The sequence below is a fragment of the Brachybacterium paraconglomeratum genome (assembly GCF_003994255.1).
GTDB classification, from domain to species: Bacteria; Actinomycetota; Actinomycetes; order Actinomycetales; family Dermabacteraceae; genus Brachybacterium; species Brachybacterium conglomeratum.
The window spans coordinates 56,879-80,079 of sequence record NZ_ML133854.1 but is presented as its reverse complement, the minus strand read 5'-3'; the positions used below and the strand labels follow the sequence as shown (position 1 = coordinate 80,079).

Here is a 23,201-nt window from a genome sequence, read left to right as displayed (position 1 = left end):
CTCGATCGGAAGTCGTGGTGTCTGAGGGAACGGGGGTCGAGGGCGGGGCCGGGAGGCCCGTCGGCGGCGCGGGGCGGCCGACGGGACCTCCCGGTCCCCCGTCCGTCAGACCTCTTCGATGGAGCCGACGCCCTCGTGGGGTCGGCGGGACAGGTCGATGCCGAGCTCCTCCGCAGCGCGGAAGACCTCCTCGTCGCTCTCCTGGACCTCCTGGGCGGTGCCGTCGCTGGACAGCACCTCCACGTTCAGGCACAGCGACTGCATCTCCTTGAGCAGCACGCGGAAGGACTCCGGGATCCCGGGCTCGGGGATGTTCTCGCCCTTGACGATCGCCTCGTACACCTTCACGCGACCCGAGATGTCGTCGGACTTGATGGTCAGCAGCTCCTGCAGGGCGTAGGCGGCGCCGTAGGCCTCCAGGGCCCACACCTCCATCTCGCCGAAGCGCTGGCCGCCGAACTGGGCCTTACCGCCCAGCGGCTGCTGCGTGATCATCGAGTACGGACCGGTCGAGCGGGCGTGCAGCTTGTCGTCCACCAGGTGGTGGAGCTTCAGCATGTACATGTAGCCCACGGAGATCGGGTCCGGGAACGGCTCGCCGGAGCGGCCGTCGAACAGGCGCGCCTTACCGTTCTCCTTGACCATCCGCTCGCCGTCGCGGTTGGGCAGGTGGTTGGCGATCAGGCCGGTGACCTCGTCGGCGGTGAGGCCGTCGAAGACCGGGACCGCGACCGGGGTGCCGGGCTCGCCGTGCAGCGCGGCCTCGGGCAGATCCGCGGCGGTCGGATCCTCGGGATCGAGATCCCAGCCGGACTTCGCGACCCAGCCGAGGTGGGTCTCCATGACCTGGCCGATGTTCATTCGGCCGGGCACGCCCATCGGGTTGAGGATGATGTCGATCGGGGTGCCATCCTCCAGGAACGGCATGTCCTCGACCGGCAGGATCTTCGCGATGACGCCCTTGTTGCCGTGACGGCCGGCGAGCTTGTCGCCGTCGGTGATCTTGCGCTTCTGGGCCACGTAGACGCGGACCATCTCGTTGACGCCGGTGGGGAGGATGTCCCCGTCCTCGTCGTCGGTGAAGACGCGCACGCCGATGACGGTGCCGGACTCGCCGTGCGGGACGCGCAGCGAGGTGTCGCGCACCTCACGGGCCTTCTCGCCGAAGATCGCGCGCAGCAGGCGCTCCTCCGGGGTCAGCTCGGTCTCGCCCTTCGGGGTCACCTTGCCGACCAGGATGTCGCCCGGCGCGACCTCGGCGCCGATGCGGATGATGCCGCGCTCGTCGAGATCGGCCAGCACGTCGTCGCCGACGTTCGGGATGTCCCGGGTGATCTCCTCCTTGCCGAGCTTGGTGTCGCGGGCGTCGACCTCGTGCTCCTCGATGTGGATCGAGGTGAGGACGTCGTCCTGGACCATGCGCGAGGACAGGATGATGCCGTCCTCGTAGTTGTGACCCTCCCAGGACATGAACGCGACCAGCAGGTTCTTGCCGATGGCGAGCTCGCCCTGGTCGGTCGAGGGGCCGTCGGCCAGGATGGAGCCGGCCTCGACGCGGTCACCCTCGTCGAAGAGGACGCGCTGGTTGTAGGAGTTGCCCGCGTTGGAGCGCTGGAACTTCCCGATCGGGTAGGTCTGACGGGTGCCGTCGTCGGCCATGACCATGATGAGGTCCGCCGAGAGCTCCTCGATGACGCCGCCCTTCTGCGCGACGACCACGTCGCCCGCGTCCACCGCGGCGCGACGCTCCATGCCGGTGCCGACCAGCGGCATCTCGGAGCGGAGCAGCGGCACGGCCTGGCGCTGCATGTTCGAGCCCATGAGCGCACGGTTGGCGTCGTCGTGCTCGAGGAAGGGGATCATCGCGGTCGCGACGGAGACCATCTGACGTGCGGAGACGTCCATGTAGTCCACGTCCGAGATCGGCACGAGGTCGGGCTCGCCGCCGGGGAGGCGCACGAGCACCTCGTCGGCGAGGAAGTGGCCGTCCTCGTCGATCTTCGCGTTCGCCTGGGCGATGATGTGGCGATCCTCGTCGTCCGCGGTGAGGTAGACGATCTCGTCGGTCACGACGGAGTCGACGACCTTGCGGTACGGGGTCTCCACGAAGCCGAAGGGGTTGATGCGGGCGAAGGTCGCCAGCGAGCCGATCAGGCCGATGTTCGGACCCTCGGGGGTCTCGATCGGGCACATGCGGCCGTAGTGGCTCGGGTGGACGTCACGGACCTCCATGCCCGCGCGGTCGCGGGAGAGGCCGCCGGGGCCCAGCGCCGAGAGGCGACGCTTGTGGGTCAGGCCCGAGAGCGGGTTGTTCTGGTCCATGAACTGCGAGAGCTGGGAGGTTCCGAAGAACTCCTTGATCGCCGCGGTGACCGGACGGATGTTGATCAGCGTCAGCGGGGTGATCGCCTCGACGTCCTGCGTGGTCATGCGCTCGCGGACGACGCGCTCCATGCGGGACAGGCCCGTGCGGACCTGGTTCTGGATCAGCTCGCCGACGGCGCGGATGCGACGGTTGCCGAAGTGGTCGATGTCGTCGGTCTCGACGCGCACCGGACGGTCGTCGACGCTCGTGTACTCGGAGACGCCGTCGTGCAGGGCCACGATGTACTTGATGGTCGCGACGATGTCCTGCAGGCGCAGGGTCGACTCGGAGAGGCTGCCCTCGAGGCCGAGCTTCTTGCCGATCTTGTAGCGGCCGACCTTCGCGAGGTCGTAGCGCTTGGCGTTGAAGTAGAGGTTGTTCAGCATCGCCTCGCCCGCATCGCGCGTGGGCGGCTCGCCCGGGCGCTGCTTGCGGTAGATGTCGATGAGGGCCTCGTCCTGGGAGGCGATGCGGTCCTTCTCGAGGGTGGAGCGCATCGACTCGAACTCGCCGAACTCCTCGAGGATGTCGCTGTGGGACATGCCGAGGGCCTGCAGCAGGGTCGTGACGGACTGCTTGCGCTTGCGGTCGATGCGCACGCCGACCTGGTCGCGCTTGTCGACCTCGAACTCGAGCCAGGCACCGCGCGAGGGGATGACCTTGGCGGAGAAGATGTGCTTGTCCGAGGTCTTGTCGATCGACTCCTCGAAGTACACGCCCGGGGAGCGGACGAGCTGCGAGACGACGACGCGCTCGGTGCCGTTGATGATGAAGGTGCCCTTGTCGGTCATGAGCGGGAACTCGCCCATGAAGACCGTCTGGGTCTTGATCTCACCGGTCTCGTTGTTCATGAACTCCGCGATGACGTACAGCGGAGCCGCGTAGGTGAGGTCCTTCTCCTTGCACTCCTCGACCGTGTACTTCGGGTCGTCGAAGGTGTGGTCGCGGAACGACAGCGACATGTTGCCGGCGAAGTCCTCGATCGGGGAGATCTCCTCGAGGATGTCCGCGAGACCGGAGGTCTGCGGCACGTCCTCACGGCCGGCGGCGGCGGCCTCGGCCGCACGCTCCTGCCAGCGCTCGTTGCCCAGCAACCAGTCGAACGAGGTGGTCTGCAGACTCAGCAGATCCGGGACCTCGAGAGGGTCGCCGAGCTTCGCGAAGGTGACGCGAGGGGAGGCGGTGCGAAGTGCGATGTCGGTGGTGCGATCGGTGCTCGAGGCAGCCAAAGGGGGGTCCTTCCACAGGCCGATGACGGAATCCCAGGCGCGGCGAACACCCGTCAGGAAGTGGAGAGAACGGAGTCGAGGTCAGTCGACGGAACCCACGGGAGACGCACAGCGCAAGGACCGAGCATACACAAAATCGCGGATGGAGACAAGGCCCCCGAAAGGGCTCCTCCATCCGCGTCGGCCGCTATATGCCTGGCGCGGGGTTCTCGTCGGCGCGTCCTGCCCGTCTGTCTCGACCGGCCCGGCGGTGTCATCACACCGGGCGCATGCGGCAGGATCAGCCCCGTACGGGAAAAAGTGTGGACGGAAATCGTCCCGCAGTCAAGCAGGCGGGGCCTGCGACGGAGTGTCGGGCCATGTCAGAGGCGATTCCTCGGAGCCTCGCGCAGAGATCGTGCCGGCGCTGCGCCCAGATGCCGGAGGCCCGGGAGCCGGCCGAGCACGGGCCGGGACCGTGTCCGTGCGCGCCGCTCCCCCGCTGCGGACATGCGGAAGGGCCGCCCCGCGCGATGCGGGACGGCCCTTCCAGGGGCAGTGCGACTGCCGTCAGATGAGGCGCACGCCGGGGCGTGCGCCGGAGATCACTTGACGGAGACGGTCGCGCCGGCCTCCTCGAGCTTCGCCTTGGCGGCCTCGGCGTCCTCCTGCTTGACACCCTCGAGGACGGGCTTGGGGGCCTCGTCGACGAGCGCCTTGGCCTCCTTCAGACCGAGGGAGGTCAGGCCGCGCACCTCCTTGATGACGGCGATCTTCGCGGAGCCGGCCGACTCGAGGATGACGTCGAACTCGGTCTTCTCCTCCTCGGCGGCGGCCTCGCCACCACCGGCGGCGGGAGCGGCACCGGCGACGGCCACGGGGGCGGCGGCGGTGACGTCGAAGACGTCCTCGAACTGCTTCACGAACTCGGAGAGCTCGATGAGGGACATCTCCTTGAAAGCTTCGATGAGCTCGTCGTTGCTGAGCTTCGCCATGAGGGCGTTCCTTCCTGTAGGCGGGACCTGCGTCCCTGCGGTGTTGAGCGGCGCTCACGCGCCGGGTCTTGCGATCCGGATGCTCCGACGGGGCAGCCGGGGGACAGCGCTGTGGCTGTGGTGCGGAAGCCGGTGAGCCGGGAGGCTCAGGCGGCTTCCTGCTTGGCCCGCAGCGCGTCCACGGTGCGCGCCGTCTTGGACAGCGGTGCAGCGAACACTGCGGCGGCCTTGGACATCGACGCCTTCATGGCGCCGGCGGCCTTGGCCAGCAGGACCTCGCGGGACTCGAGGTCCGCGAGCTTCTGGACGTCCTCCTGCGAGAGCAGCTTGCCCTCGAAGTAGCCGGACTTGACCACGAGCTTGTCGTGGGTCTTGGCGAAGTCACGCAGAGCCTTCGCAGGCTCCACCGGCTCGCCCTTGATGAAGGCGATCGCGGTCGGCCCGCTGAGCGTGCCGTCGAACACGTCGATGCCGGCCTCGCGGGCGGCGATCTCCGTGAGCGTGTTCTTCACCACGGCGTAGGTCGTCTCGGAACCCAGCGCACGACGGAGCTCCTTGAGCTCCCCCACGCTGAGCCCGCGATACTCGGTGATGACGGCGGCGTCGGACTCGCGGAACATGTCCGCGATCTCCGCGACGGCGTCCACCTTCTCGGGATTCGCCATGGCCCTCCTTCCAGAGGTCTCTCGCCACCGGGTGAAGGGCCCTGGAACAGGAAAAGGCCTCGACACGCAGGTGTCGAGGCCAGCACGCACGATCCGGCTCCCCGGGAGCAGCTGCTCCTCGGAGGGCGCGACCGTGCGGGTCGCGTTCGTTCACCTGCGCAGGCCGTCCCGTGGGGACTTCTTCGGTCGCTCTCCGGGTGGAGGGCGACGACCGGCGGTCTTCGGTAGGTCCAGAGTAGTGCAGGAACGGGTGCGCGCGCCACGGTGCGGGCGGCGGTCTCCGTCACAGTCCGGCGACGGGCGGCGGGCGGCGGGCGGTGGGCGGCGTGCGCCGGGTGGTGGGCGGCGTGCGCCGGGTGGTGGGCGGCGCGAGGCCCCCGGCGGCGGGAGGCCGGCGTCCTGCCCACCGCGGGACGGCGATCAGCCGACGCTCGACCCTCTGCGCCCCCTCCCCCACAGGTACCGGATCTCCGTACCGCGCAGCCCTCGGCGCACCTGTTCGACGAGAAGTGCCAGCAAACCGGTACCGGACGTCGAACAACTCCCCTGCCGGCTCCGCTGCGGTGCGGGGGTGCCCCGCGAAGCAGCCAGTGACCGACTTGATCGACGGGAAGTACCAGTGAGGCGGTACCGGACGTCGAACAACCCGGCAACCGGGGCGGCCCCGCGCAGTAGTTCGACGGGGCGTACCAGCAAAGCGGTACCGGGCGTCGAACAACTCCCTGCCGGTGGCGATGCGCCCCGCACAGCACGGCGCCCCGCCCACCTCAGCGGTGGGCGGGGCGCCGTGAAGCGAGGAGGTGAGGAGGCTCAGGCCTCGTCGGTGTCCTCGAGGAGGTTGCGGGTGCGGTTCACGTCGACCGGGATGCCGGGGCCCATGGTGGTGGACACGGTGATCTTCGTGATGTAGCGCCCCTTGGACGCGGACGGCTTGAGACGGAGGATCTCGTCCAGCGCCGCGACGTAGTTCTCGACGAGCTGCTTGTCGGTGAAGGAGACCTTGCCGACGATGTAGTGCAGGTTCGCCGCACGGTCGGTGCGGAACTCGATCTTGCCGCCCTTGATGTCGTTCACGGCCTTGGTGACGTCCATGGTCACGGTGCCGGTCTTGGGGTTCGGCATGAGGCCGCGGGGGCCGAGCACGCGGCCCAGCTTGCCGACCTTGCCCATCAGGTTCGGGGTGGCGACGGCCGCGTCGAAGTCGGTCCAGCCGCCGGCGACCTTCTCGATCAGGTCGTCGTCGCCGACCTCGTCGGCGCCCGCCGCGAGAGCGGCCTCGGCCTGCGCGCCGGACGCGAAGACGATGACGCGGGCGGTCTTGCCGGTGCCGTTGGGCAGGTTGACGGTGCCGCGCACCATCTGGTCCGCCTTGCGGGGGTCCACGCCGAGACGCATCGAGACCTCGACGGAGGCGTCGAACTTCGCCGGGCTGGACTTCTGCGCGAGGCGCAGGGCATCCAGCGGGGAGTACGCGCGGCCCTCTTCGATCAGAGCGGCGCCGTTCTTGTAAGCCTTGCTACGGAATGCCATCGTTCTCAGCCCTCCACCGTGATGCCCATGGAACGAGCGGTGCCCTCGACGATCTTCGCCGCGGCCTCGATGTCGTTCGCGTTCAGATCAGGCATCTTGGTCTCCGCGATCTCGCGGACCTGAGCCTGGGTGATCTTGCCGACCTTGTCGGTGTGCGGGACGGCCGAGCCCTTCTGGAGGCCGGCGGCCTTCTTGATGAGCTCCGCCGCCGGCGGGGTCTTCGTGATGAAGGTGAACGAGCGGTCCTCGTAGACCGTGATCTCGACGGGGATGATGTTGCCACGCTGATCGGCGGTGCGATCGTTGTAGGCCTTCACGAACTCCATCATGTTCACGCCGGCAGCGCCGAGCGCGGGACCCACGGGCGGCGCAGGGGTGGCCTGGCCGGCCTGGATCTGGAGCTTGATGATGCTCGCGATCTTCTTCTTGGGAGCCATTGCTCTTCCTTACTGTGGTGTGGTCCGGGCGGAGCTCATCACGCGCTCCTCCCACTGCAGGAGCCGCGCCCCGAGGGGCACGGATCCGGGATGCGACGTTACCTGCACGTCGCGGCGGCGTCGACCTCGATCAGGCGTGATCTCGGTCGTACTCCCCCACCGGGGAGCCCGTCCGGCCGGAGCCGGGCGCGCCGCGGGGATTCGGGGCGGACGCGGGCGAGGGGCCGCGCGTCCGAGGGTCCGCACGAGGCGGACCAGGCTGCTCAGATCTTGGCGACCTGGTCGAAGCCGAGCTCGACCGGGGTCTCGCGGCCGAAGATCGACACGAGCACCTGGAGCTTCTGGGCCTCGGCGTGGATCTCGGAGATCGTGGCCGGCATGGTCTCGAAGGGGCCGTCCATGACGGTGACGGACTCGCCGACCTGGAAGTCGGGGACCTTCTGCGCGGCCGCGGGCTTCGAGGAGGAGCCGGACGAGCCGGAGGAGCGCTTCTTCTCGGGCAGGCCGACGGACGGCGCGAGCATCGAGAAGATCTCGTCGAAGGTGAGCGGGGTGGGCTCGGTCGCGTTGCCGACGAAGCCGGTCACGCCGGGGGTGTCGCGCACGACGCGCCAGGACTCGGTGGTCAGGTCCATGCGCACCAGCACGTAGCCGGGGATGCGCACGCGGCGGACGATCTTCTTCTGGCCGTTCTTGACCTCGGTCGCGTCCTCCATCGGGACCTGGACCTCGAAGATGAACTCCTCCATGTCCATGGTCTCGGTGCGCGTGGCGAGCTGGGTCTTCACGCGGTTCTCGTGTCCGGAGTAGGAGTGGATGACGTACCACTCGCCGAGCGCGGAGCGCAGGTGCATGCGCAGCTGCTGGACCGGGTCCTCCTCGGGCTCCTCGGCCGCGGGGCCGTCCTCGGCCTCCTCGGCGGCCGGGGCCTCGTCGGCGTCGGCCGGCTCGTCGGAGTCGTCGGCCTCGGCGTCGTCGGCCGGCTCGTCGGCCTCGGCGTCGTCGACAGGCGCCTCGGCACTCTCGTCGTCGGCCGGCGCGTCGTCGTCGGGGAGCTCCGCGTCGAGCTCGGCGTCCTCGGCCGCGGCCTCCCCGGCGGCGACGTCCTCGCCCGCGGCCCGGCCGGTCGGGGCCGAGGCGGAGAAGGAGAGGGTGTCGTCGACGTCGTCGAAGGACTCGTCGGGGGTAGAGGTCGTCTCGCTCATCGGCGGGAACCTGCCTTCCTGGCTGCGGTGGACTGGTCGGTCACAGGGCTGTGCGAGGTGCGGATCAGGCGCCCGCTCACACGTCGGGGACCGTGAAGGCGATCCGCGAGATCCAGCTGAAGGCGGCGTCGAGCCCGAAGATCAGCAGGATCATGAAGGCGACGAACAGCAGCACCGTGATCGAGTACAGGACCAGCTCGCGCCTGCTGGGGACGACCACCTTGCGCAGCTCGGCGATCACCTGACGGATGAACAGACCGATGGCCAGGAACGGGTTCTTCGACCCGGAGCCCTGGACGTCACCGGTGCGCGGTGCCGACGGGGCGTTCTGGCTGGAGTTCACAGGGAGCTATCCGATCTCGTCGAGGTCATCCGCATCCGGCCGGGTGACCCCGGCCGGACCGGCAGGGCAGACAGGGCTCGAACCTGCAACCTGCGGTTTTGGAGACCGCTGCGCTACCAATTGCGCCACTGCCCTTCACGGGGACGAGCCCCGTGCGGTCGTCTCGCCCGGTCCCGGGACGTGCCCGGAGAAGCCTGAGCGATTCTGACCAGCGACCAGCATACAAGCCGATGGGGACTCGTGCGAATCGACCCGGATCACGTCACATTCCGGCGCCTCGGGGGTACCGGCGCGCCCCCGTTCCCAAGGGACGTCCATCCTGGCGGCGCGGGGCGAGCTCTGCCACGATAGTCGGGTGACCACCGACGACGCACGCACTCCCGCCTCCCGTTCCCGCATCTCGCAGCGCATCGGCGCGATCGAGCCCTCCGCGACCCTCGCGGTCGACGCGACCGCCAAGGCGCTCAAGGCCGCCGGTCGGCCCGTCATCGGCTTCGGCGCCGGAGAGCCCGACTTCCCGACCCCCGCGCACATCGTGGACGCCGCCGTGGAGGCCGCGCGCGATCCGCGCAACCACCGCTACTCCGCGACCGCCGGCCTGCCGGAGCTGCGCGAGGCCCTCGCCGCATCGGTCTCGGCGACGACTGCGCTCGAGATCGATCCGGCCCAGGTGCTGGTGACCAACGGCGGCAAGCAGGCCGTGTTCCAGGCCTTCGCGACCGTGCTGGACCCGGGCGACGAGGTGCTGCTGCCCGCCCCGTACTGGACCACCTATCCCGAGGCGATCCGCCAGTCCGGCGCGGCCGAGGTCCCCGTCCTCGCCGGCGCCGACCAGGGCTACGTCCCCACCGTCGCGCAGCTCGAGGCCGCCCGCACCGACCGCACCCGCGCCCTGGTGCTGTGCTCCCCCTCGAACCCGACCGGCGCGGTGCTCTCCCCCGAGCAGGTCGAGGAGATCGGCCGCTGGGCGCTCGAGCACGGGCTGTGGGTGATCACCGACGAGATCTACCAGTCCCTCACCTACGGCGACATGCCCTTCACCTCGGTGCTGAAGGCCGTCCCCGAGCTCGCCGACACCACGATCCTGCTCGGCGGCGTGGCGAAGTCCTTCGCGATGACCGGCTGGCGGGTGGGCTGGATGGTGGGGCCCCTCGACGTCATCAAGGCGGCCTCGAACCTGCAGTCCCATCTCACCTCCCACGTCAACAACATCGCCCAGCGGGCGGCGCTCGCGGCGCTGACGGGGCCGACGGAGCCCGTCGAGCAGATGCGCCTCGCCTTCGACCGGCGTCGGCAGCTGATCGTCGAGAAGCTCTCCGCGATCGACGGCTTCACCGTGCCGACGCCCACCGGCGCGTTCTACGTCTTCCCCGATGTCTCGCAGCTGCTGGGCCGGGAGATCCGCGGCCGGAAGGTGACCAGCTCGACCGAGCTCGCGACCGTGATCCTCGAGGAGGCGGAGGTCGCCGCCGTGCCGGGCGAGGCCTTCGGCGCCCCCGGCCACCTGCGCTTCTCCTACGCCCTCGGGGACGAGGACATCGTCGAGGGCATCGACCGGGTGGCCGCGCTCCTGGCGGGATGAGCGCCTCCCCCGCCGGATCGGGCCGCGACCTGCGGACCCTGCCCAAGGCGCATCTGCACCTGCACTTCACGGGCTCGATGCGTCCGACGACGCTGTGGGAGCTGGCCGCGGAGCGGGGCATGCGACTGCCCCGCTCCCTCACCGACGACGTGGCCCTGCAGGTCGAGCCCGACCGGCGCGGATGGTTCCGCTTCCAGCGCCAGTACGACACCGCCCGCGCGGTCGTCGACTCGGAGTCGGCGATGCGGCGCCTGCTCCACGAGGCGGTGGAGGACGACGCCGCCGAGGGCTCGGGCCGGCTCGAGCTGCAGGTGGACCCGACCAGCTATGCGCCCTTCGTCGGCGGGATCACCCCCGCGGTCGAGATCGTGCTGGACCAGGCCGAGCGCTCCGAGGCGGAGACCGGGGTCAGCGTCGGGATCGTGGTGGCCGCCTCCCGCACCCGGCATCCGCTGGACGCCCGCGCCCTGGCCCGGCTCGCGGCGCGCAGCGCCGGCCGGGTGATCGGCTTCGGGCTCTCCAACGACGAGCGGCGCGGAGACACCGAGGACTTCGCCCCCGCCTTCCGCATCGCGCGGGAGGCCGGGCTGCTGTCGGTGCCGCACGGCGGGGAGCTGCTGGGGCCCTCGCACGTGCGGGAGGTCGTCGAGCACCTGCGACCGGACCGTCTGGGTCACGGGGTGCGCGCCGCGGAGGACCCGCATCTGCTGGAGCAGGTGGTGGGGGCCGGGATCGGGTTCGAGCTCTGCCCGGCCTCGAACGCCTCCCTCGGGGTGCTCGAGCACGCCGAGGACGTGCCGCTGCGCCGTCTGATAGGGGCCGGGGCGCAGATCGCGCTCGGCGCGGACGACCCGCTGCTGTTCGGCTCCCGGCTGCTGGACCAGTACGAGACCGCGCGGCGGATCGGGCTGGACGACGCCGAGCTCGCCGACCTCGCCGCCTCCTCGGTCCGTCTCTCGGCCGCTCCCGAGCCGGTCCGCTCCCGGCTCCTCGCGGGGGTGCGGGACTGGCTCGCGGCGCCCGCGCCCGGCGACGCGACGCGCTGACGACGGTGCCGCACGGGCGGCGGGGAAGCACCGACGACGGCAAGACGTCGTCAGCCGGTCCTTCCGGCGTCGCGGCTCAGCGGTCCTGTCCGGCGCCCTCCGAGGGCAGGGCCAGGAAGAACTCCGGCGCGGTGAAGCCGGCGGCCTCGAAGGCGGCGGCGATCGCCTCGGCGATCGACTGCGCCTGCTCCGCCTCGACCAGCGCGATGGTCGAGCCGCCGAAGCCGCCGCCGGTCATGCGGGCGCCGTGCGCACCGGCCTCGCGGGCGGTGTCCACGGCGAGGTCGAGCTGCGGGACCGTCACCTCGTAGTCCTCGCGCAGCGAGTCGTGGGAGGCGTTCAGCAGCGCGCCGAGCTCCGTGACGTGCGCGCGCACCGTCCCGGCGGCGAGCAGCGCGTCGAACTCCTGCACGCGCTGGATCTCGGTGATCACGTGGCGGGCGCGGCGGCGCACGACCTCGTCGTCGATGCTCGCCAGGAGCTCCTCGAGCCGGGCCGGGTCGGCGTCGCGCAGCGTCGGCACGCCGAGCGAGTCGGCGGCGCGCTCGCTGTCGGCGCGGCGCGCCGTGTACTCCCCGTCGACATGGGAGTGCTCGGCACGGGTGTCGGTGATGAGCAGGGCGAGGCCCTGGGAGGCGAGGTCCCACGGCACCGCGCGGGTGGAGAAGTCCCGGCAGTCCAGGAACAGAGCGTGTCCCTCACGGGAGAGGACCGACGCGGACTGGTCGAGCCCGCCCGTGGAGGCGCCGGCGAAGTCGGTCTCGGCGGTGATCGCGGCGCGCACCCGCTCCAGCGGCGTGGTGCCCAGGGTCAGCAGCGCCTCGATCGCCTCGGCGGCGGCGCACTCGAGCGCGGCCGAGCTGGACAGGCCTGCGCCGAGCGGGACCTGCCCGTCGATGAGGATGTCCATGCCCTGGGTGACGGCGCCGGAGATGAAGGGGCGCAGCGCCCAGAGCACGCCGGCGACGTAGGCGGGCCAGCCCTCGACCGCGCCGGGCTCGAGCTCGGCCGCGTCGAGGTCGAGCTCGAGGTCGTCCTGGGCGGAGCGCAGACGCACCCGCGAGGTGGGGGTGCGGGCGGCGGCGGCGAAGCAGCGGTGCGAGATCGCCATCGGCAGGCAGAGGCCGTCCTGGTAGTCGACGTGCTCGCCGATGATGTTGACGCGGCCCGGCGCGGACCAGACGCCGTCGGGCGCGTAGCCGAAGGACTGCTCGAACCTCTCGGCGGCGCGATCGGCGGCCGCGGAGCGCTCCGGTGCGGCCGAGAGCACCGCTCCCTGCGAGGCGGGAGCGGTCCGGGAGTCAGCGGCAGCGGTCATCGGGAAGGGTCCTTCCGGGACGGGGCGAGGGCACGACGGAGCCCACCGGCCGACCGGTTGGGCGCCGGTGAGTCTATCCGTCTCGTGGCCACCGGCGGCAACAGGTCCGGTGCGGGGCCGCTCACTGGAGCCCCGGGAGACTGCTCCCGGGACGCGGTCCTCAGGCCACGGGGCGCACCGCGAGGCACGCGACCGACGGGGCGGGGATCGGCTCCCCGGCCCGCGCGAGCTCCTCCCCGCGACGGCGCAGCACGTCGATCCGGTCGCCCTCCTGCGCGGCGACCAGCACCAGGTCGCCCCACTGGGTGAAGTGGCGCGGGTGCGCGCCCACCTCGACCTCGGCCACGCGCTGCGGCCGCATCGCGTCGAGGGAGAGCAGGGAGAGGGTGTCGGGACCGCGGTTGGCGACCAGCAGCGCGGACTCGTCGGCGACGAGCTCGATGTGGGAGAGCGCGGCGGCGGACTCGCTGCCGCTGGCCGGCATCATCGAGCGCACGGCCCAGCGGCGCGGCGCCTGCGGCATGACGGCGGGGACGGAGCGGGGCGAGGTCTCGTGGGCGCGCACGGCGGTGGCGACCATGCCGGAGAGCTCGCAGGCGATGTGGATCTGCTCGGACTCGTGGTCGGCCACGAGGTGGCGCGGCCCGTTCCCCCGGCTCAGCGAGATCTCCCCGGCGATGTCGATCATGCCGCCGGCGCCCTGGCGGTACAGCATCACGCGGTCCAGGCCGAGGTCGGGGACGGCGAGGGCCTCCGTGCCGGGCAGCGCCACGACCTGGTGCGGGTGCGGCGCCGTCTCCGCGATGCCGTCGATCAGCTCGTGGTGGTCGTCGAGGTCGATCTGCGCGGTGGGCAGGCCCTCCTCGTCCAGGCCCACCGTCGCCACGGAGCCGGAGCCGTACTGGGCGATCACGAGGGAGCGGCCGTCGCTGCCGTGGGCGAGGTGGCAGCCGCCCGCCCCGTCCAGCGCGAGGTCCGCGACGACCTCCGCCCGCGCCCCGTCCTCGTCCACGCGCAGGGTGACCACCCGCGTCGGCTCGGTCTCGAGCACCGCGTGCAGCAGGGCGCCGTCCTCGCTCCACAGCACGAAGGAGGGGTCGGGCAGGTCGACGGCGGCACGACGCTCGACGGCGAGGTCCTGCCCGTCGGACCGCAGGGCCAGCAGCTCGATGCCGCGGCCGCGGCCGGTGCCGCTGGTGGAGTAGCCGGCGACGGCCAGCAGTGCGTTCTCGGTCATGGGACCTCCTCGTCCTCGTCGCGGCGCTCCCCGCGGTCGCGGTCCACGAGGTCCGCGGGGGGCTCGAGGTCGTCGAGCAGGTCCGCGTCCTCGAACAGAGCCGGTGACAGCGCCGTCATCTCTCCGGTCATCGTAGACGGCTCGATCACCGCAGTGCCGCGACGGCGCCGCCTCGACCGCGTGCCGAGCGAGAGGCGGCGACGGCGCATGGTGGTGAAGGGCGAGGAGATCGCCGGGGTGTAGGCGATGCCGCTGCGGCGGAAGTAGGGCATGATCCGCGAGGAGATGAGCTGGCCGAGCACCACGCCCGCGGCGATCGCGATCGCGATCTGCGCCGCCTCGAGCAGCTCGGAGATGCCCACCGACAGATCGTCCTGCAACCCGAGCAGGCCGCGGTAGATCCGGCTGCCGGGCACCAGCGGGATCACCCCTGCCATGACGAAGGCGAGCGAGGGGGCGCGCACCCGGTCGGCGAGCGCGGTCGCGACCAGGCCGGTGAGGAAGGCGGCGACGCCGACGGCGACGGTGCGGTCGTGCAGCGTCCCGGCGATCAGGTGCGAGACGAGGCCCGAGCCGGCGGCGACCAGCGCGGCCATCAGCAGCAGCCGGGGCGGGGTCTGGGTGCCGACGCCGTAGCCGAGCCCCATGCCGAGCCCCGAGATCAGCACCACCAGCGCCGTCGTGATCGACAGCGGCATCGACGCGGTCACGGAGATGTCCGCGCCGATCGCGTCGGCCGCGAGCAGCCCGGCGCGCACGCCCACCACGATGCCGACGGTGAGCATGAGCGTCTCGAGCATGCGTCCCGCGGCGGTGATGTACCAGCCCGTCACCGCGTCCTGCACGGCGCTGATCGAGGAGAGCCCCGCGAGCTGCACGATCAGGCACGAGACCACGACGATGGAGGAGTTCTCGGTGGGGTCGATGGCGCTGACCCCGATCGCCGCGGCGACGGCGACGAGCCCGCCGAGCGCCTGGCTGTAGAACGGCGGGATGCTCCACCGGGCCAGCAGCTCCGCCGCCGCGATCAGCAGCCCGGCGGCGAGGGTCGCGGCGACCACGACGAGGCTGCCGGCGCCGAAGCTGAGCGCGGCCGCGCCGCCCATCACCGCGAAGCCCGCGACCACGAGCACGAGCCGGTACAGCGGCTGGCGCTGCGGGATCGCGGCGGCCCGGTGCCGGGCCTCGTCCAGCGGGAGCTCCCCGGAGAGGTACTGGTGGGAGATGTCCTCGAAGGCGGCCAGGCGCGCGAAGTCCTGGGTCCGCTCCCCTGCCGAGCGGACCCTCGTGAACGGGGTCGCGGACTCGTCGGCGAGATAGGAGATCGTGACCTCGTTGAAGGTGACCTGCACGGAGACGTTGCGCAGGCCGGACGAGCTGGTCACCCGCAGCACCGTGGCGGTGACCTCCGAGGCGGCGGCACCGTTGGTGAGCAGGCCCTCCCCGATCCTCATCGCGAGGTCGAACACGGCATGGAGCCGGGCGGAGTCGGTGGGCACGGACCGATCGTCCCACACCGCGGGCGGGCCCGCTCCCGCCGGCGGGCCGACGAAGCTCACACCCCGACGGGCCGCCCGGGGCGCTTCGGGTCAGAGGTTCGGGGAGGTGCTCAGCACCGCGATGCCGAGCGCGAGGGCGAGCAGCACCGCGACGTCGAGGCCGCGGGAGCGGACGGCGAGCGCGCCGACCGCCCGCACCGGCAGCAGGGCCCGCATCAGCGCGAGGACCAGCAGCAGTGCCGCCAGGAGCACGCCGGCCAGCGGCGCCGACAGCGTCGCCCCGATCAGGACGATCAGCGCGAGCGCGGGCAGGGCGAGGGTGAGCACCGTCTGCCGCCGCAAGGCGGCGCGGAGCGTGTGGGGGGATCGGGGCGCGCGCACCCGGCCATCGTACGGGCCACGCCCCGCTACCCTGGCAGGGGCCGGCAGAGCCGTCGGCCACAGCGACATCTGGAGGATCCCACGATGACCAGCCCCGGTGCGACGTCGACCGGCACCCGCCGTGAGCACGACCTGCTCGGAGACCGCGACGTCCCAGCCGATGCCTACTACGGCGTCCAGACCCTGCGGGCGAACGAGAACTTCCACATCACCGGGGTGCAGCTGCAGCACTTCCCCCGGATGATCGAGGCCCTCACCCAGGTCAAGCGCGCCGCCGCCCGCGCCAACCATCGTCTGGGGGCGCTCGACGACGAGCGCTTCGCGGCGATCGACCGCGCCTGCGAGGAGATCATCGGCGGAGCCCTCCACGAGCACTTCATCGTGGACATGATCCAGGGCGGGGCCGGCACGAGCACGAACATGAACGCCAACGAGGTGATCGCCAACCGCGCGCTGGAGATCCTCGGGCACGAGAAGGGGCAGTACGACCGGCTGCACCCCAACAACCACGTCAACCTCGGCCAGTCCACCAACGACGTCTACCCCACCGCGATCCGGCTGACGATCATGCTGTCCTTCCCGGCGCTGGCCGAGGCGATGGACCACCTGATCTCCACCCTGCGCGCGAAGGGCGAGGAGTTCTCCTCGGTCCTGAAGATGGGGCGCACCCAGCTGCAGGACGCGGTCCCGATGACCGTGGGCCAGGAGTTCCACGCCTGGGCCACCACGATCGAGGAGGACGTCCAGCGCCTCACCCGCACCGCGACGCTGTTCCAGGAGATCAACCTCGGCGCGACGGCGATCGGCACCGGCATCACCTCCGATCCGCGCTATGCGGCGATGGCCACGGCCGAGCTCGCCGAGCTGACCGGAGTGCCCTTCGTGGTCTCCGCGGATCTGGTCGAGGCCACCAGCGACACCGGCGCCTTCGTGACCTTCTCCGGGATCCTCAAGCGCATCGCGGTGAAGATCTCGAAGATCTGCAACGACCTGCGCCTGCTGAGCTCCGGGCCGCGGGCCGGCCTGCACGAGATCAACCTGCCGGCCGTGCAGCCGGGCAGCTCGATCATGCCCGGCAAGGTGAACCCCGTGATCCCGGAGGTCGTCAACCAGGTCGCCTACGAGGTGATCGGCAACGATCTCTCGGTGACCTTCGCGGCCGAGGGCGGTCAGCTGCAGCTGAACGTGTTCGAGCCGGTGATCGCCTTCAACATCCTCGAGTCCACGCAGATCATGACCCGCGCGATGAACACCCTCGCCGACCGCTGCGTCGCCGGGATCACCCTGAACGAGGAGGTGCTGGAGGACTATCTGCACCGCTCGATCGGGGTGGTCACGGCGCTGGTGCCGGTGATCGGGTACGCGGCCGCGACGGAGGTCGCGGAGGAGGCGCTGGCGACGGGCCGGCCGGTCCGGGACCTGGTGCTCGAGCGCGGCCTGCTGGACGAGGACCGTCTGGCCGGGCTGCTCTCCCCCGCCTCGATGACCTCGCCGCACCGGGCGACGGCCACCGGCACCATCCCGGCGCTCGACGAGGAGCCGGAGCCGGCCGCCGCCACGGAGCAGCCCGACTCGGGCGAGGTGGCGCTTCCGCCCACGGAGCGCCTGGACTTCTGAGCCGCACCGAACGGCCGACGGGCCGGTCCCCCCTAGGGGTGACCGGCCCGTCGCACGAGCGGCGCCGTCAGCGGCTCACTCGTCGGCCTCCTCCATCTTCCCGCGCATGACCAGCTTCGGGTCCGGGCTGCCCACGATCTCGTGGTCCTTGTCCTCGTACTCGAACTGGGAGAGGAAGTAGCGCATCGCGTTCAGGCGGGCGCGCTTCTTGTCGTTGGAGCGGATGATCGTCCACGGCGCGTACTTCTTGTCCGTGCGGCGGAACATCTCCTCCTTGGCCTCGGTGTACGCCTCCCAGCGATCCAGCGACTCGAGGTCCATCGGGGAGAGCTTCCAGCGCCGCACCGGGTCCAGCTGACGGATCGCGAAGCGGGTGCGCTGCTCCTTCTGCGAGACGGAGAACCAGAACTTGGTGAGGTGGATGCCGGAGTCCACCAGCATCCGCTCGAAGTAGGGGACCTGGTTCATGAAGGTCTCGTACTGCTCCGGGGTCGCGAAGCCCATCACCCGCTCGACGCCGGCGCGGTTGTACCAGGAGCGGTCGAAGAGCACCATCTCGCCCTCGGTGGGCAGGTGCTGGACGTAGCGCTGGAAGTACCACTGGCCGCGCTCGCGGTCGCTGGGCTTGTTCAGCGCTACGACGCGGGCGGTGCGGGGGTTGAGGTGCTCGGTGAAGCGCTTGATCGTGCCGCCCTTGCCGGCCGCGTCGCGCCCCTCGAAGATGATGACGGCCTTCTGGTCGTTGTCCTCGAGCCAGTACTGGAACTTCAGCAGTTCGACCTGGAGCTGGTACTTCTCCAGCTCGTACTCCTCCCGGTCCATCCGGGTCTCGTACGGATACCCCTCCTGCCAGGTGTAGACCGGGTTCCCCTGCGGGTCGATCAGGTCCGGGTCCGGGGTGTGGCCGTCCTGGACCGAGTACCCCTCCTCGCGCAGGTGCTCGATGTACTCGCGCAGGCTCTGGTTGTCGGGGATCTTCACGGTCACTCCTTCGGCGCTCGCTGGTGGATGCGCCCAAGCTTAGAGGTCACGGATGGACCGGAGGTGAACAGAGGTCCTCCGCCGTCGGGGAGCCCCGCCCGGGATCGGCGCAGGCCGACGCGGGCAGGGCGGGGCGGCGCCGCCCGTCCGGGCCGGGCGGCGCGGACGGGCGGTGCCGGGCGGTCAGTGGGCGAAGTGGCGGGTGCCGGTGAGGTAGAGCGTCACGCCCGCGGCACGGCACGCCTCGATCACCTCGTCGTCGCGGATCGAGCCGCCGGGCTGGATGATCGCCCGCACCCCGGCGTCCAGCAGGATCTGCACCCCGTCGGCGAAGGGGAAGAAGGCGTCCGACGCGGCGACCGCGCCGCGGGCCCGCTCCGGCGCGGCCTCGCCCTCGGCGTGCTCGCCGAGGCTGTTGGCGCGGGAGACGGCCAGGCGGCAGGAGTCCAGGCGGTTGACCTGGCCCATCCCGATGCCGACGGCGGCGCCGTCCGCGGCCAGGAGGATCGCGTTGGACTTCACGGCGCGCACCGAGCGCCAGGCGAACTCGAGGTCGGCGAGGGTCGCCTCGTCGGCCGCCTCGCCAGCGGCGAGGGTCCAGCCGGCGGGGGCATCGCCGCCTGCGTCGACGCGGTCCGCGTCCTGGATCAGCATGCCGCCCCAGATCTCGCGCATCTCGACGCCGCGGGAGTACTGCCCCTCGAGCTTCAGGATGCGGAGGTTCTTCTTGGTGCGCAGCAGCTCGAGGGCCTCGTCCTCGTAGCCGGGGGCGAGGATCACCTCGGTGAAGATCGGCTTGACCTGCTGGGCCATGGCGAGGGTGACCGTGCGGTTCGCCGCGATCACGCCTCCGTACGCGGAGACGGGGTCGGTGCCGTGGGCGCGGGCGTGGGCGAGGGCGATGTCCTGGCCCTCGTCGACCACGGCGACGCCGCAGGGGTTGTTGTGCTTGACCACGGCGACGGCGGGGCGGGCGTGGTCGTGGGCGGCGCGCACCGCGGCGTCGGCGTCGACGTAGTTGTTGTAGCTCATGGCCTTGCCGCCGAGCTGCTCGGCGCCCGCGATGCCGGGGACGGTCTCGTCGGTGACGGCGAGGCGGGCCCGCTGGTGGGGGTTCTCGCCGTAGCGGAGGGTCGCGGTGATGCCGAGCTCGGCCGCGTCCGCGTCGGAGAGGTCGAGGATCGAGGGGATCTCCTCCTCGCCGGTCTCGACCTCGGGCTCGGCGTCCGCGTCGTCCTCGGCGAGCTGGCCGAGCATCCAGTCGCTGATCGCCTCGTCGTACTCGGCGGTGCGGGTGAAGGCGATGGTGGCGAGCTCCTGGCGCTCGGCGAGGGTGAAGCCGCCCTCCTCCGCGGCCTCGGCCGCGATCGGGTAGCCCTCGGGGTCCACGACCACGGCGACGGAGGCGAAGTTCTTCGCGGCGCCGCGCACCATGGTCGGGCCGCCCACGTCGATCTTCTCGATGATCTCGGCGAAGCTGCCGCCGGCGGCGACGGTCTCGGCGAAGGGGTAGAGGTTCACGACGACGAGGTCGAAGGGGGCGATCTCGTGCTCGGCGAGCTGGTCGCGGTGGGACTCCAGGCGCTGGTCAGCGAGGATCCCGCCGTGCACGCGCGGGTGGAGGGTCTTGACGCGGCCGTCGAGCATCTCGGGGAAGCCGGTGACGGTCTCGACCTCGGTCACGGCGATGCCGGCGTCGCGGATGGTGGAGGCGGTGGAGCCGGTCGAGACGATCTCCGCGCCCTGCTCGGCGAGGGTGCGGGCGAGGTCGACGATGCCGGTCTTGTCGAAGACGGAGAGGAGGGCTCGGCGGATCGGGCGGCGTTCTGCGGTGCTCACGTGGCGTGCTCCTGTTCGGATCTGCTTGCGGAGGGCACCCAGGCGGTCGATGCCCCCGACGTCACAACACTCCCCGGTGGTCCCCCACCTGCGCCAGTCGTGTGGGGCCCAGCCTAGCGGTCCGCGCGCCCGTCCCCGACCCCGGCGGGCATCGGCGAGACGGGGCGCGGGTCCCGGCGGGCGGGAGCGGAACGGTGCCGCGTGCTTCCGGCGGGACGGGGCGGGCCGGAGGCGTCAGCGGGCGGCGGTGAGACGGCGCACGACCTCGACCAGCAGCGGCTGCTCGACGGCCTTGATCCGCTCGTGGAGGGCCTCCTCGGTGTCCTCCTCGAGCACGTCCACGGCGCGCTGGGCGAGGATCCGCCCGGTATCCACGCCCGCGTCGACCTCGATCACGCTGCAGCCGGTGACCTTCACGCCGTGGGCGAGGGCGTCGCGCACGCCGTGGGCACCGGGGAAGGCGGGCAGCAGGGCGGGGTGGGTGTTGATGATCCGGCCGCCGAAGGCCTCGAGCAGCGGCGGGCCGACGAGCTTCATGAACCCGGCGAGCACCACGAGCTGCGGGGCGTGGGCGGCGACGGCGGCGGTGAGGGCGCGGTCCCAGGCGGCACGGTCGGGATGGTCGCGCAGGGCCACGACCTTGGCGGGGATGCCGGCGGCGCGGGCGTGCTCGAGGCCGGGGGCCTCGCGGTCGGCGATGACGGCGACCACCTCGTAGGTGCACTGCTCCTCCGCCGCGGCGGCGAGGAGGGCGGCGAGGTTCGAGCCGGTGCCGGAGATCAGGACGACGACAGGGGTGCGGGTCACCGTCCCAGGGTAGTGCGCTGCGCGCCCGGGGGCCCGCCGCGGCGGCGGGGCCGGACGCCGTCCCGCCGACCGTCCGGCGGCGCCTGCCGCGGGCACGGCACAATGGGTGGGGTGAACAGCGATCCCGACTCCTCCCCGCGCTCCGACGTCACCCCGGAGAGGCGCCATCGCCGCCGGGTGGGCGCGCTCGCGATCGCGCTGCTCGCCTCGTGGCTGCTGATGATGATGCCGCTGCCGCTCTCGCTGCTGGCGGGGGTCACCGGGCTGGTCGCGCTCGTGCTGCTGGTGCCGGTCATCGTCCAGTCGGTGAAGGACCGGCGCTGGTCGATGGTGGTGATCGGGGGTCTGCTCGGCGTCCCGGCGACGCTGATGATCATCTCCGGGGCGCTGCTGAGCACCCTGTTCTACGGCCCGCTCGCCGAGCTCGAGGAGTGCCGCGCCTCGGCGATCACGGAGCAGTCGCGCACCGCCTGCGACTCCGAGGCACAGGGGTCGATGGTCGACTGGCTCAGCGGCCTGCTCGGGGGCTGAGCGGGTCCTCGTCCGCGCCGTCCGCGCTCCAGGTGTCCTCGTCCCGGGCGTCCTCGTCCCGGGCGCCGTCGACATCCTCGTCCTGGTCGTCGCCGTCCTCGGCGTCCTCGTCCCAGGCGTCCACGTCATCCGCGTCCGTCGGGTGCTCGTCGTCGGCCGTGTCCGCGTCCTCGGCCGTCGCGCCGTCGCCGTCCGTCCCGTCGGCCGCCGCTCCGCCGGTCCTCCCGCGCGAGCCGAAGCTCCCCCGCCGGCCGGCGTCCTCGCCGCGCTCCTCGGACTCGGCGGCGTCCACGCGCTCGCGCAGGGAGGCGATGCTGCGCCGCGTCCACGGCACGAAGTCCGTGGCGAGGACGGCGAGCACGAGCCCGGTCGCGAGCACGACCACGCCCAGCAGCGGCAGCACGAGGGTGCCCATGGCGGGGCCGAGGTGCACCAGGCGGCCGTCGCCGATCCCGCCGGTGGTGAGCCCGGCGAGCAGCAGCACCGCGACGACCACCACGACCGGGTAGGCGATCCAGGCCGTGATCTGCTCGCGCCGCTCGAGCTCGGCCACGTCCCGCACCAGGGAGACGGCGCCGAGGCCGACGGCGAGCGCGGGCACCAGCATCAGCGCCCAGGTCGCTCCCGGCAGGTCGCCCGGCTCGGGCAGCGCGCCGAGGATCGGGAGGACCGGCAGCACGCCGGTCTGGACCTCGGCGAGGGAGATCCCGGTGGAGGTGCCCACCACGACCGTGCCGCCCAGCAGCACCACCAGCGCCCACACCGCCAGCAGCGGCAGCAGCGCCAGCTGCAGCAGCGTGAGCACCAGGCCGCCGACGATCCCGGGGTCGAGCTGGTCGAAGAGCGCGGACTGGGCCGGCACGTGCGTGAGCATCAGGACCAGCACCAGCAGCATCCCGGCGCCGAACAGACCCAGCACCGCCAGCAGGGCGGAGCGGGCGACCGCGCCGTAGGGGGCGGGCAGCAGCTCGAGCACGCGCACGCCCGGCACCGCCGTGGTGGGCTCGCGCCGCAGCGACCACAGCAGGCCGATCAGTCCGCCGCCCACGGCGACCAGCGCCCCGGAGACGACGGCGGAGGTCACCATCGGCGCGGCATCCGCGCTGCGGCCGATCGCGGCGAGCACGGCGAGGCCGATCGCGTAGGTCCCGCCGAAGGCGGCGAGGGACACGCCCGCATCCCGCAGCGCCCCGACGCGCAGCACGCCGTCGCCGCGCACGAGCTCGAGGCGGTGGCCGACCCGACGCAGCGACAGCGCGGCCAGGAGCACGAGCAGGATCTGCAGGCCGACGGGGGTGAGGGTGACCGCCCCGTCGATCACGCCGGTGCTCAGCATGATCCCGCCGCCGTGCCCGAGCACCAGGACGTTCAGCGAGATCAGCACGGCGTCCAGCGCGGTGGCGCTCGAGGCGGTGCCGGCGACCTGCGCCGCCAGCGCCGGCACGACCACCACGGCCAGGCCGATCCCGAGCACGGACAGCGCCGCGAGGAGCCCGCGCACCAGGGGCGTCGTGATGCTGTCGCCGTCTGTGCTCACGCGATGCTCCTCGGGAGGTGGGGGGGGAAGGCGCCCGGTCGGTGCCGGGCCCGCGGTCTCTCGCCGGACCATGGTCGC

19 protein-coding genes, 1 tRNA gene and 1 riboswitch are annotated in these 23,201 nt (G+C 71.9%); of the genes, 4 read left to right on the top strand and 16 right to left on the bottom strand.

Annotated features, from left to right (window positions below; genetic code table 11):
• Positions 1-105: 105 nt before the first annotated feature.
• The 8 genes from rpoB to DS079_RS07775 all read right to left on the bottom strand — a co-directional run bounded on the left by rpoB (position 106) and on the right by DS079_RS07775 (position 8,883).
• On the bottom strand, positions 106-3,594 hold the full coding sequence (gene rpoB, locus DS079_RS07815; protein ID WP_126986352.1) for a DNA-directed RNA polymerase subunit beta: 3,489 nt from the start codon (positions 3,592-3,594) through the stop codon (positions 106-108).
• Positions 3,595-4,178: 584 nt separating this feature from the next.
• On the bottom strand, positions 4,179-4,568 hold the full coding sequence (gene rplL / locus DS079_RS07810; protein ID WP_062947591.1) for a 50S ribosomal protein L7/L12: 390 nt from the start codon (positions 4,566-4,568) through the stop codon (positions 4,179-4,181).
• 146 nt (positions 4,569-4,714) lie between these two features.
• Positions 4,715-5,233 (bottom strand): 50S ribosomal protein L10, encoded by a 519-nt coding sequence (gene rplJ / locus DS079_RS07805; RefSeq protein ID WP_010550347.1) that lies wholly within the window; start codon positions 5,231-5,233, stop codon positions 4,715-4,717.
• 810 nt (positions 5,234-6,043) lie between these two features.
• Entirely contained in the window at positions 6,044-6,763 is a 720-nt protein-coding gene (rplA, locus tag DS079_RS07795; protein ID WP_062947589.1) for a 50S ribosomal protein L1, read from the bottom strand.
• A 5-nt stretch (positions 6,764-6,768) separates the two neighbouring features.
• Positions 6,769-7,200, bottom strand: coding sequence for a 50S ribosomal protein L11 (gene rplK / locus DS079_RS07790; RefSeq protein ID WP_010550349.1), 432 nt, complete (start codon positions 7,198-7,200; stop codon positions 6,769-6,771).
• A gap of 263 nt (positions 7,201-7,463) precedes the next feature.
• The gene (nusG, locus tag DS079_RS07785; protein ID WP_126986348.1) at positions 7,464-8,405 is read right to left on the bottom strand and encodes a transcription termination/antitermination protein NusG; all 942 of its coding nucleotides are present in this window, start codon (positions 8,403-8,405) and stop codon (positions 7,464-7,466) included.
• Between the two features lie 76 nt (positions 8,406-8,481).
• Complete coding sequence (gene secE, locus DS079_RS07780; protein WP_070502139.1) at positions 8,482-8,748, bottom strand: preprotein translocase subunit SecE; 267 nt, start codon at positions 8,746-8,748, stop codon at positions 8,482-8,484.
• 62 nt (positions 8,749-8,810) lie between these two features.
• Positions 8,811-8,883: transfer RNA gene (locus DS079_RS07775), tRNA-Trp, on the bottom strand.
• Between the two features lie 220 nt (positions 8,884-9,103).
• On the opposite strand from DS079_RS07775, the gene DS079_RS07770 reads away from it, so the two are divergent.
• Entirely contained in the window at positions 9,104-10,330 is a 1,227-nt protein-coding gene (locus DS079_RS07770) for a pyridoxal phosphate-dependent aminotransferase (protein ID WP_010550352.1), read from the top strand.
• On the top strand, positions 10,327-11,376 hold the full coding sequence (locus DS079_RS07765; protein WP_126986346.1) for an adenosine deaminase: 1,050 nt from the start codon (positions 10,327-10,329) through the stop codon (positions 11,374-11,376). Before DS079_RS07770 ends, DS079_RS07765 begins: the two co-directional genes overlap by 4 nt.
• Positions 11,377-11,452: 76 nt before the next feature.
• Here the strand turns inward: DS079_RS07765 and galK are convergent, their stop codons facing one another.
• The 4 genes from galK to DS079_RS07745 all read right to left on the bottom strand — a co-directional run bounded on the left by galK (position 11,453) and on the right by DS079_RS07745 (position 15,811).
• Positions 11,453-12,694, bottom strand: a complete 1,242-nt coding sequence (galK, locus tag DS079_RS07760; RefSeq protein WP_126986344.1) for a galactokinase — start codon at positions 12,692-12,694, stop codon at positions 11,453-11,455.
• Positions 12,695-12,854: 160 nt separating this feature from the next.
• Entirely contained in the window at positions 12,855-13,931 is a 1,077-nt protein-coding gene (locus DS079_RS07755) for a lactonase family protein (protein WP_126986342.1), read from the bottom strand.
• Positions 13,928-15,430 carry a threonine/serine exporter family protein gene (locus DS079_RS07750; RefSeq protein WP_126986340.1) on the bottom strand — a complete coding sequence of 501 codons (1,503 nt, stop codon included), beginning with the start codon at positions 15,428-15,430 and terminating at the stop codon, positions 13,928-13,930. The genes DS079_RS07755 and DS079_RS07750 overlap by 4 nt, the downstream gene beginning before the upstream one ends.
• A 90-nt stretch (positions 15,431-15,520) precedes the next feature.
• Positions 15,521-15,811 carry a DUF3017 domain-containing protein gene (locus tag DS079_RS07745; RefSeq protein WP_126986338.1) on the bottom strand — a complete coding sequence of 97 codons (291 nt, stop codon included), beginning with the start codon at positions 15,809-15,811 and terminating at the stop codon, positions 15,521-15,523.
• Positions 15,812-15,895: 84 nt separating this feature from the next.
• On the opposite strand from DS079_RS07745, the gene aspA reads away from it, so the two are divergent.
• On the top strand, positions 15,896-17,428 hold the full coding sequence (aspA, locus tag DS079_RS07740; RefSeq protein ID WP_126986336.1) for an aspartate ammonia-lyase: 1,533 nt from the start codon (positions 15,896-15,898) through the stop codon (positions 17,426-17,428).
• 75 nt (positions 17,429-17,503) lie between these two features.
• Here aspA and ppk2 read toward each other — a convergent pair whose 3' ends face one another.
• The 3 genes from ppk2 to purN all read right to left on the bottom strand — a co-directional run bounded on the left by ppk2 (position 17,504) and on the right by purN (position 21,055).
• Entirely contained in the window at positions 17,504-18,409 is a 906-nt protein-coding gene (gene ppk2, locus DS079_RS07735) for a polyphosphate kinase 2 (protein WP_126986335.1), read from the bottom strand.
• 183 nt (positions 18,410-18,592) lie between these two features.
• On the bottom strand, positions 18,593-20,248 hold the full coding sequence (gene purH / locus DS079_RS07730) for a bifunctional phosphoribosylaminoimidazolecarboxamide formyltransferase/IMP cyclohydrolase (protein WP_126986333.1): 1,656 nt from the start codon (positions 20,246-20,248) through the stop codon (positions 18,593-18,595).
• Between the two features lie 29 nt (positions 20,249-20,277).
• A riboswitch (ZMP/ZTP riboswitch) is annotated at positions 20,278-20,359 on the bottom strand.
• A gap of 123 nt (positions 20,360-20,482) precedes the next feature.
• Positions 20,483-21,055: a phosphoribosylglycinamide formyltransferase gene (gene purN / locus DS079_RS07725; protein WP_126986331.1), complete on the bottom strand. Its 573-nt coding sequence runs from the start codon at positions 21,053-21,055 to the stop codon at positions 20,483-20,485.
• A gap of 102 nt (positions 21,056-21,157) precedes the next feature.
• On the opposite strand from purN, the gene DS079_RS07720 reads away from it, so the two are divergent.
• Positions 21,158-21,586 carry a hypothetical protein gene (locus DS079_RS07720; RefSeq protein WP_126986329.1) on the top strand — a complete coding sequence of 143 codons (429 nt, stop codon included), beginning with the start codon at positions 21,158-21,160 and terminating at the stop codon, positions 21,584-21,586.
• Here DS079_RS07720 and DS079_RS07715 read toward each other — a convergent pair.
• Entirely contained in the window at positions 21,564-23,123 is a 1,560-nt protein-coding gene (locus DS079_RS07715; protein ID WP_126986327.1) for a cell division protein PerM, read from the bottom strand. The genes DS079_RS07720 and DS079_RS07715 overlap by 23 nt on opposite strands.
• Positions 23,124-23,201 lie beyond the last annotated feature (78 nt).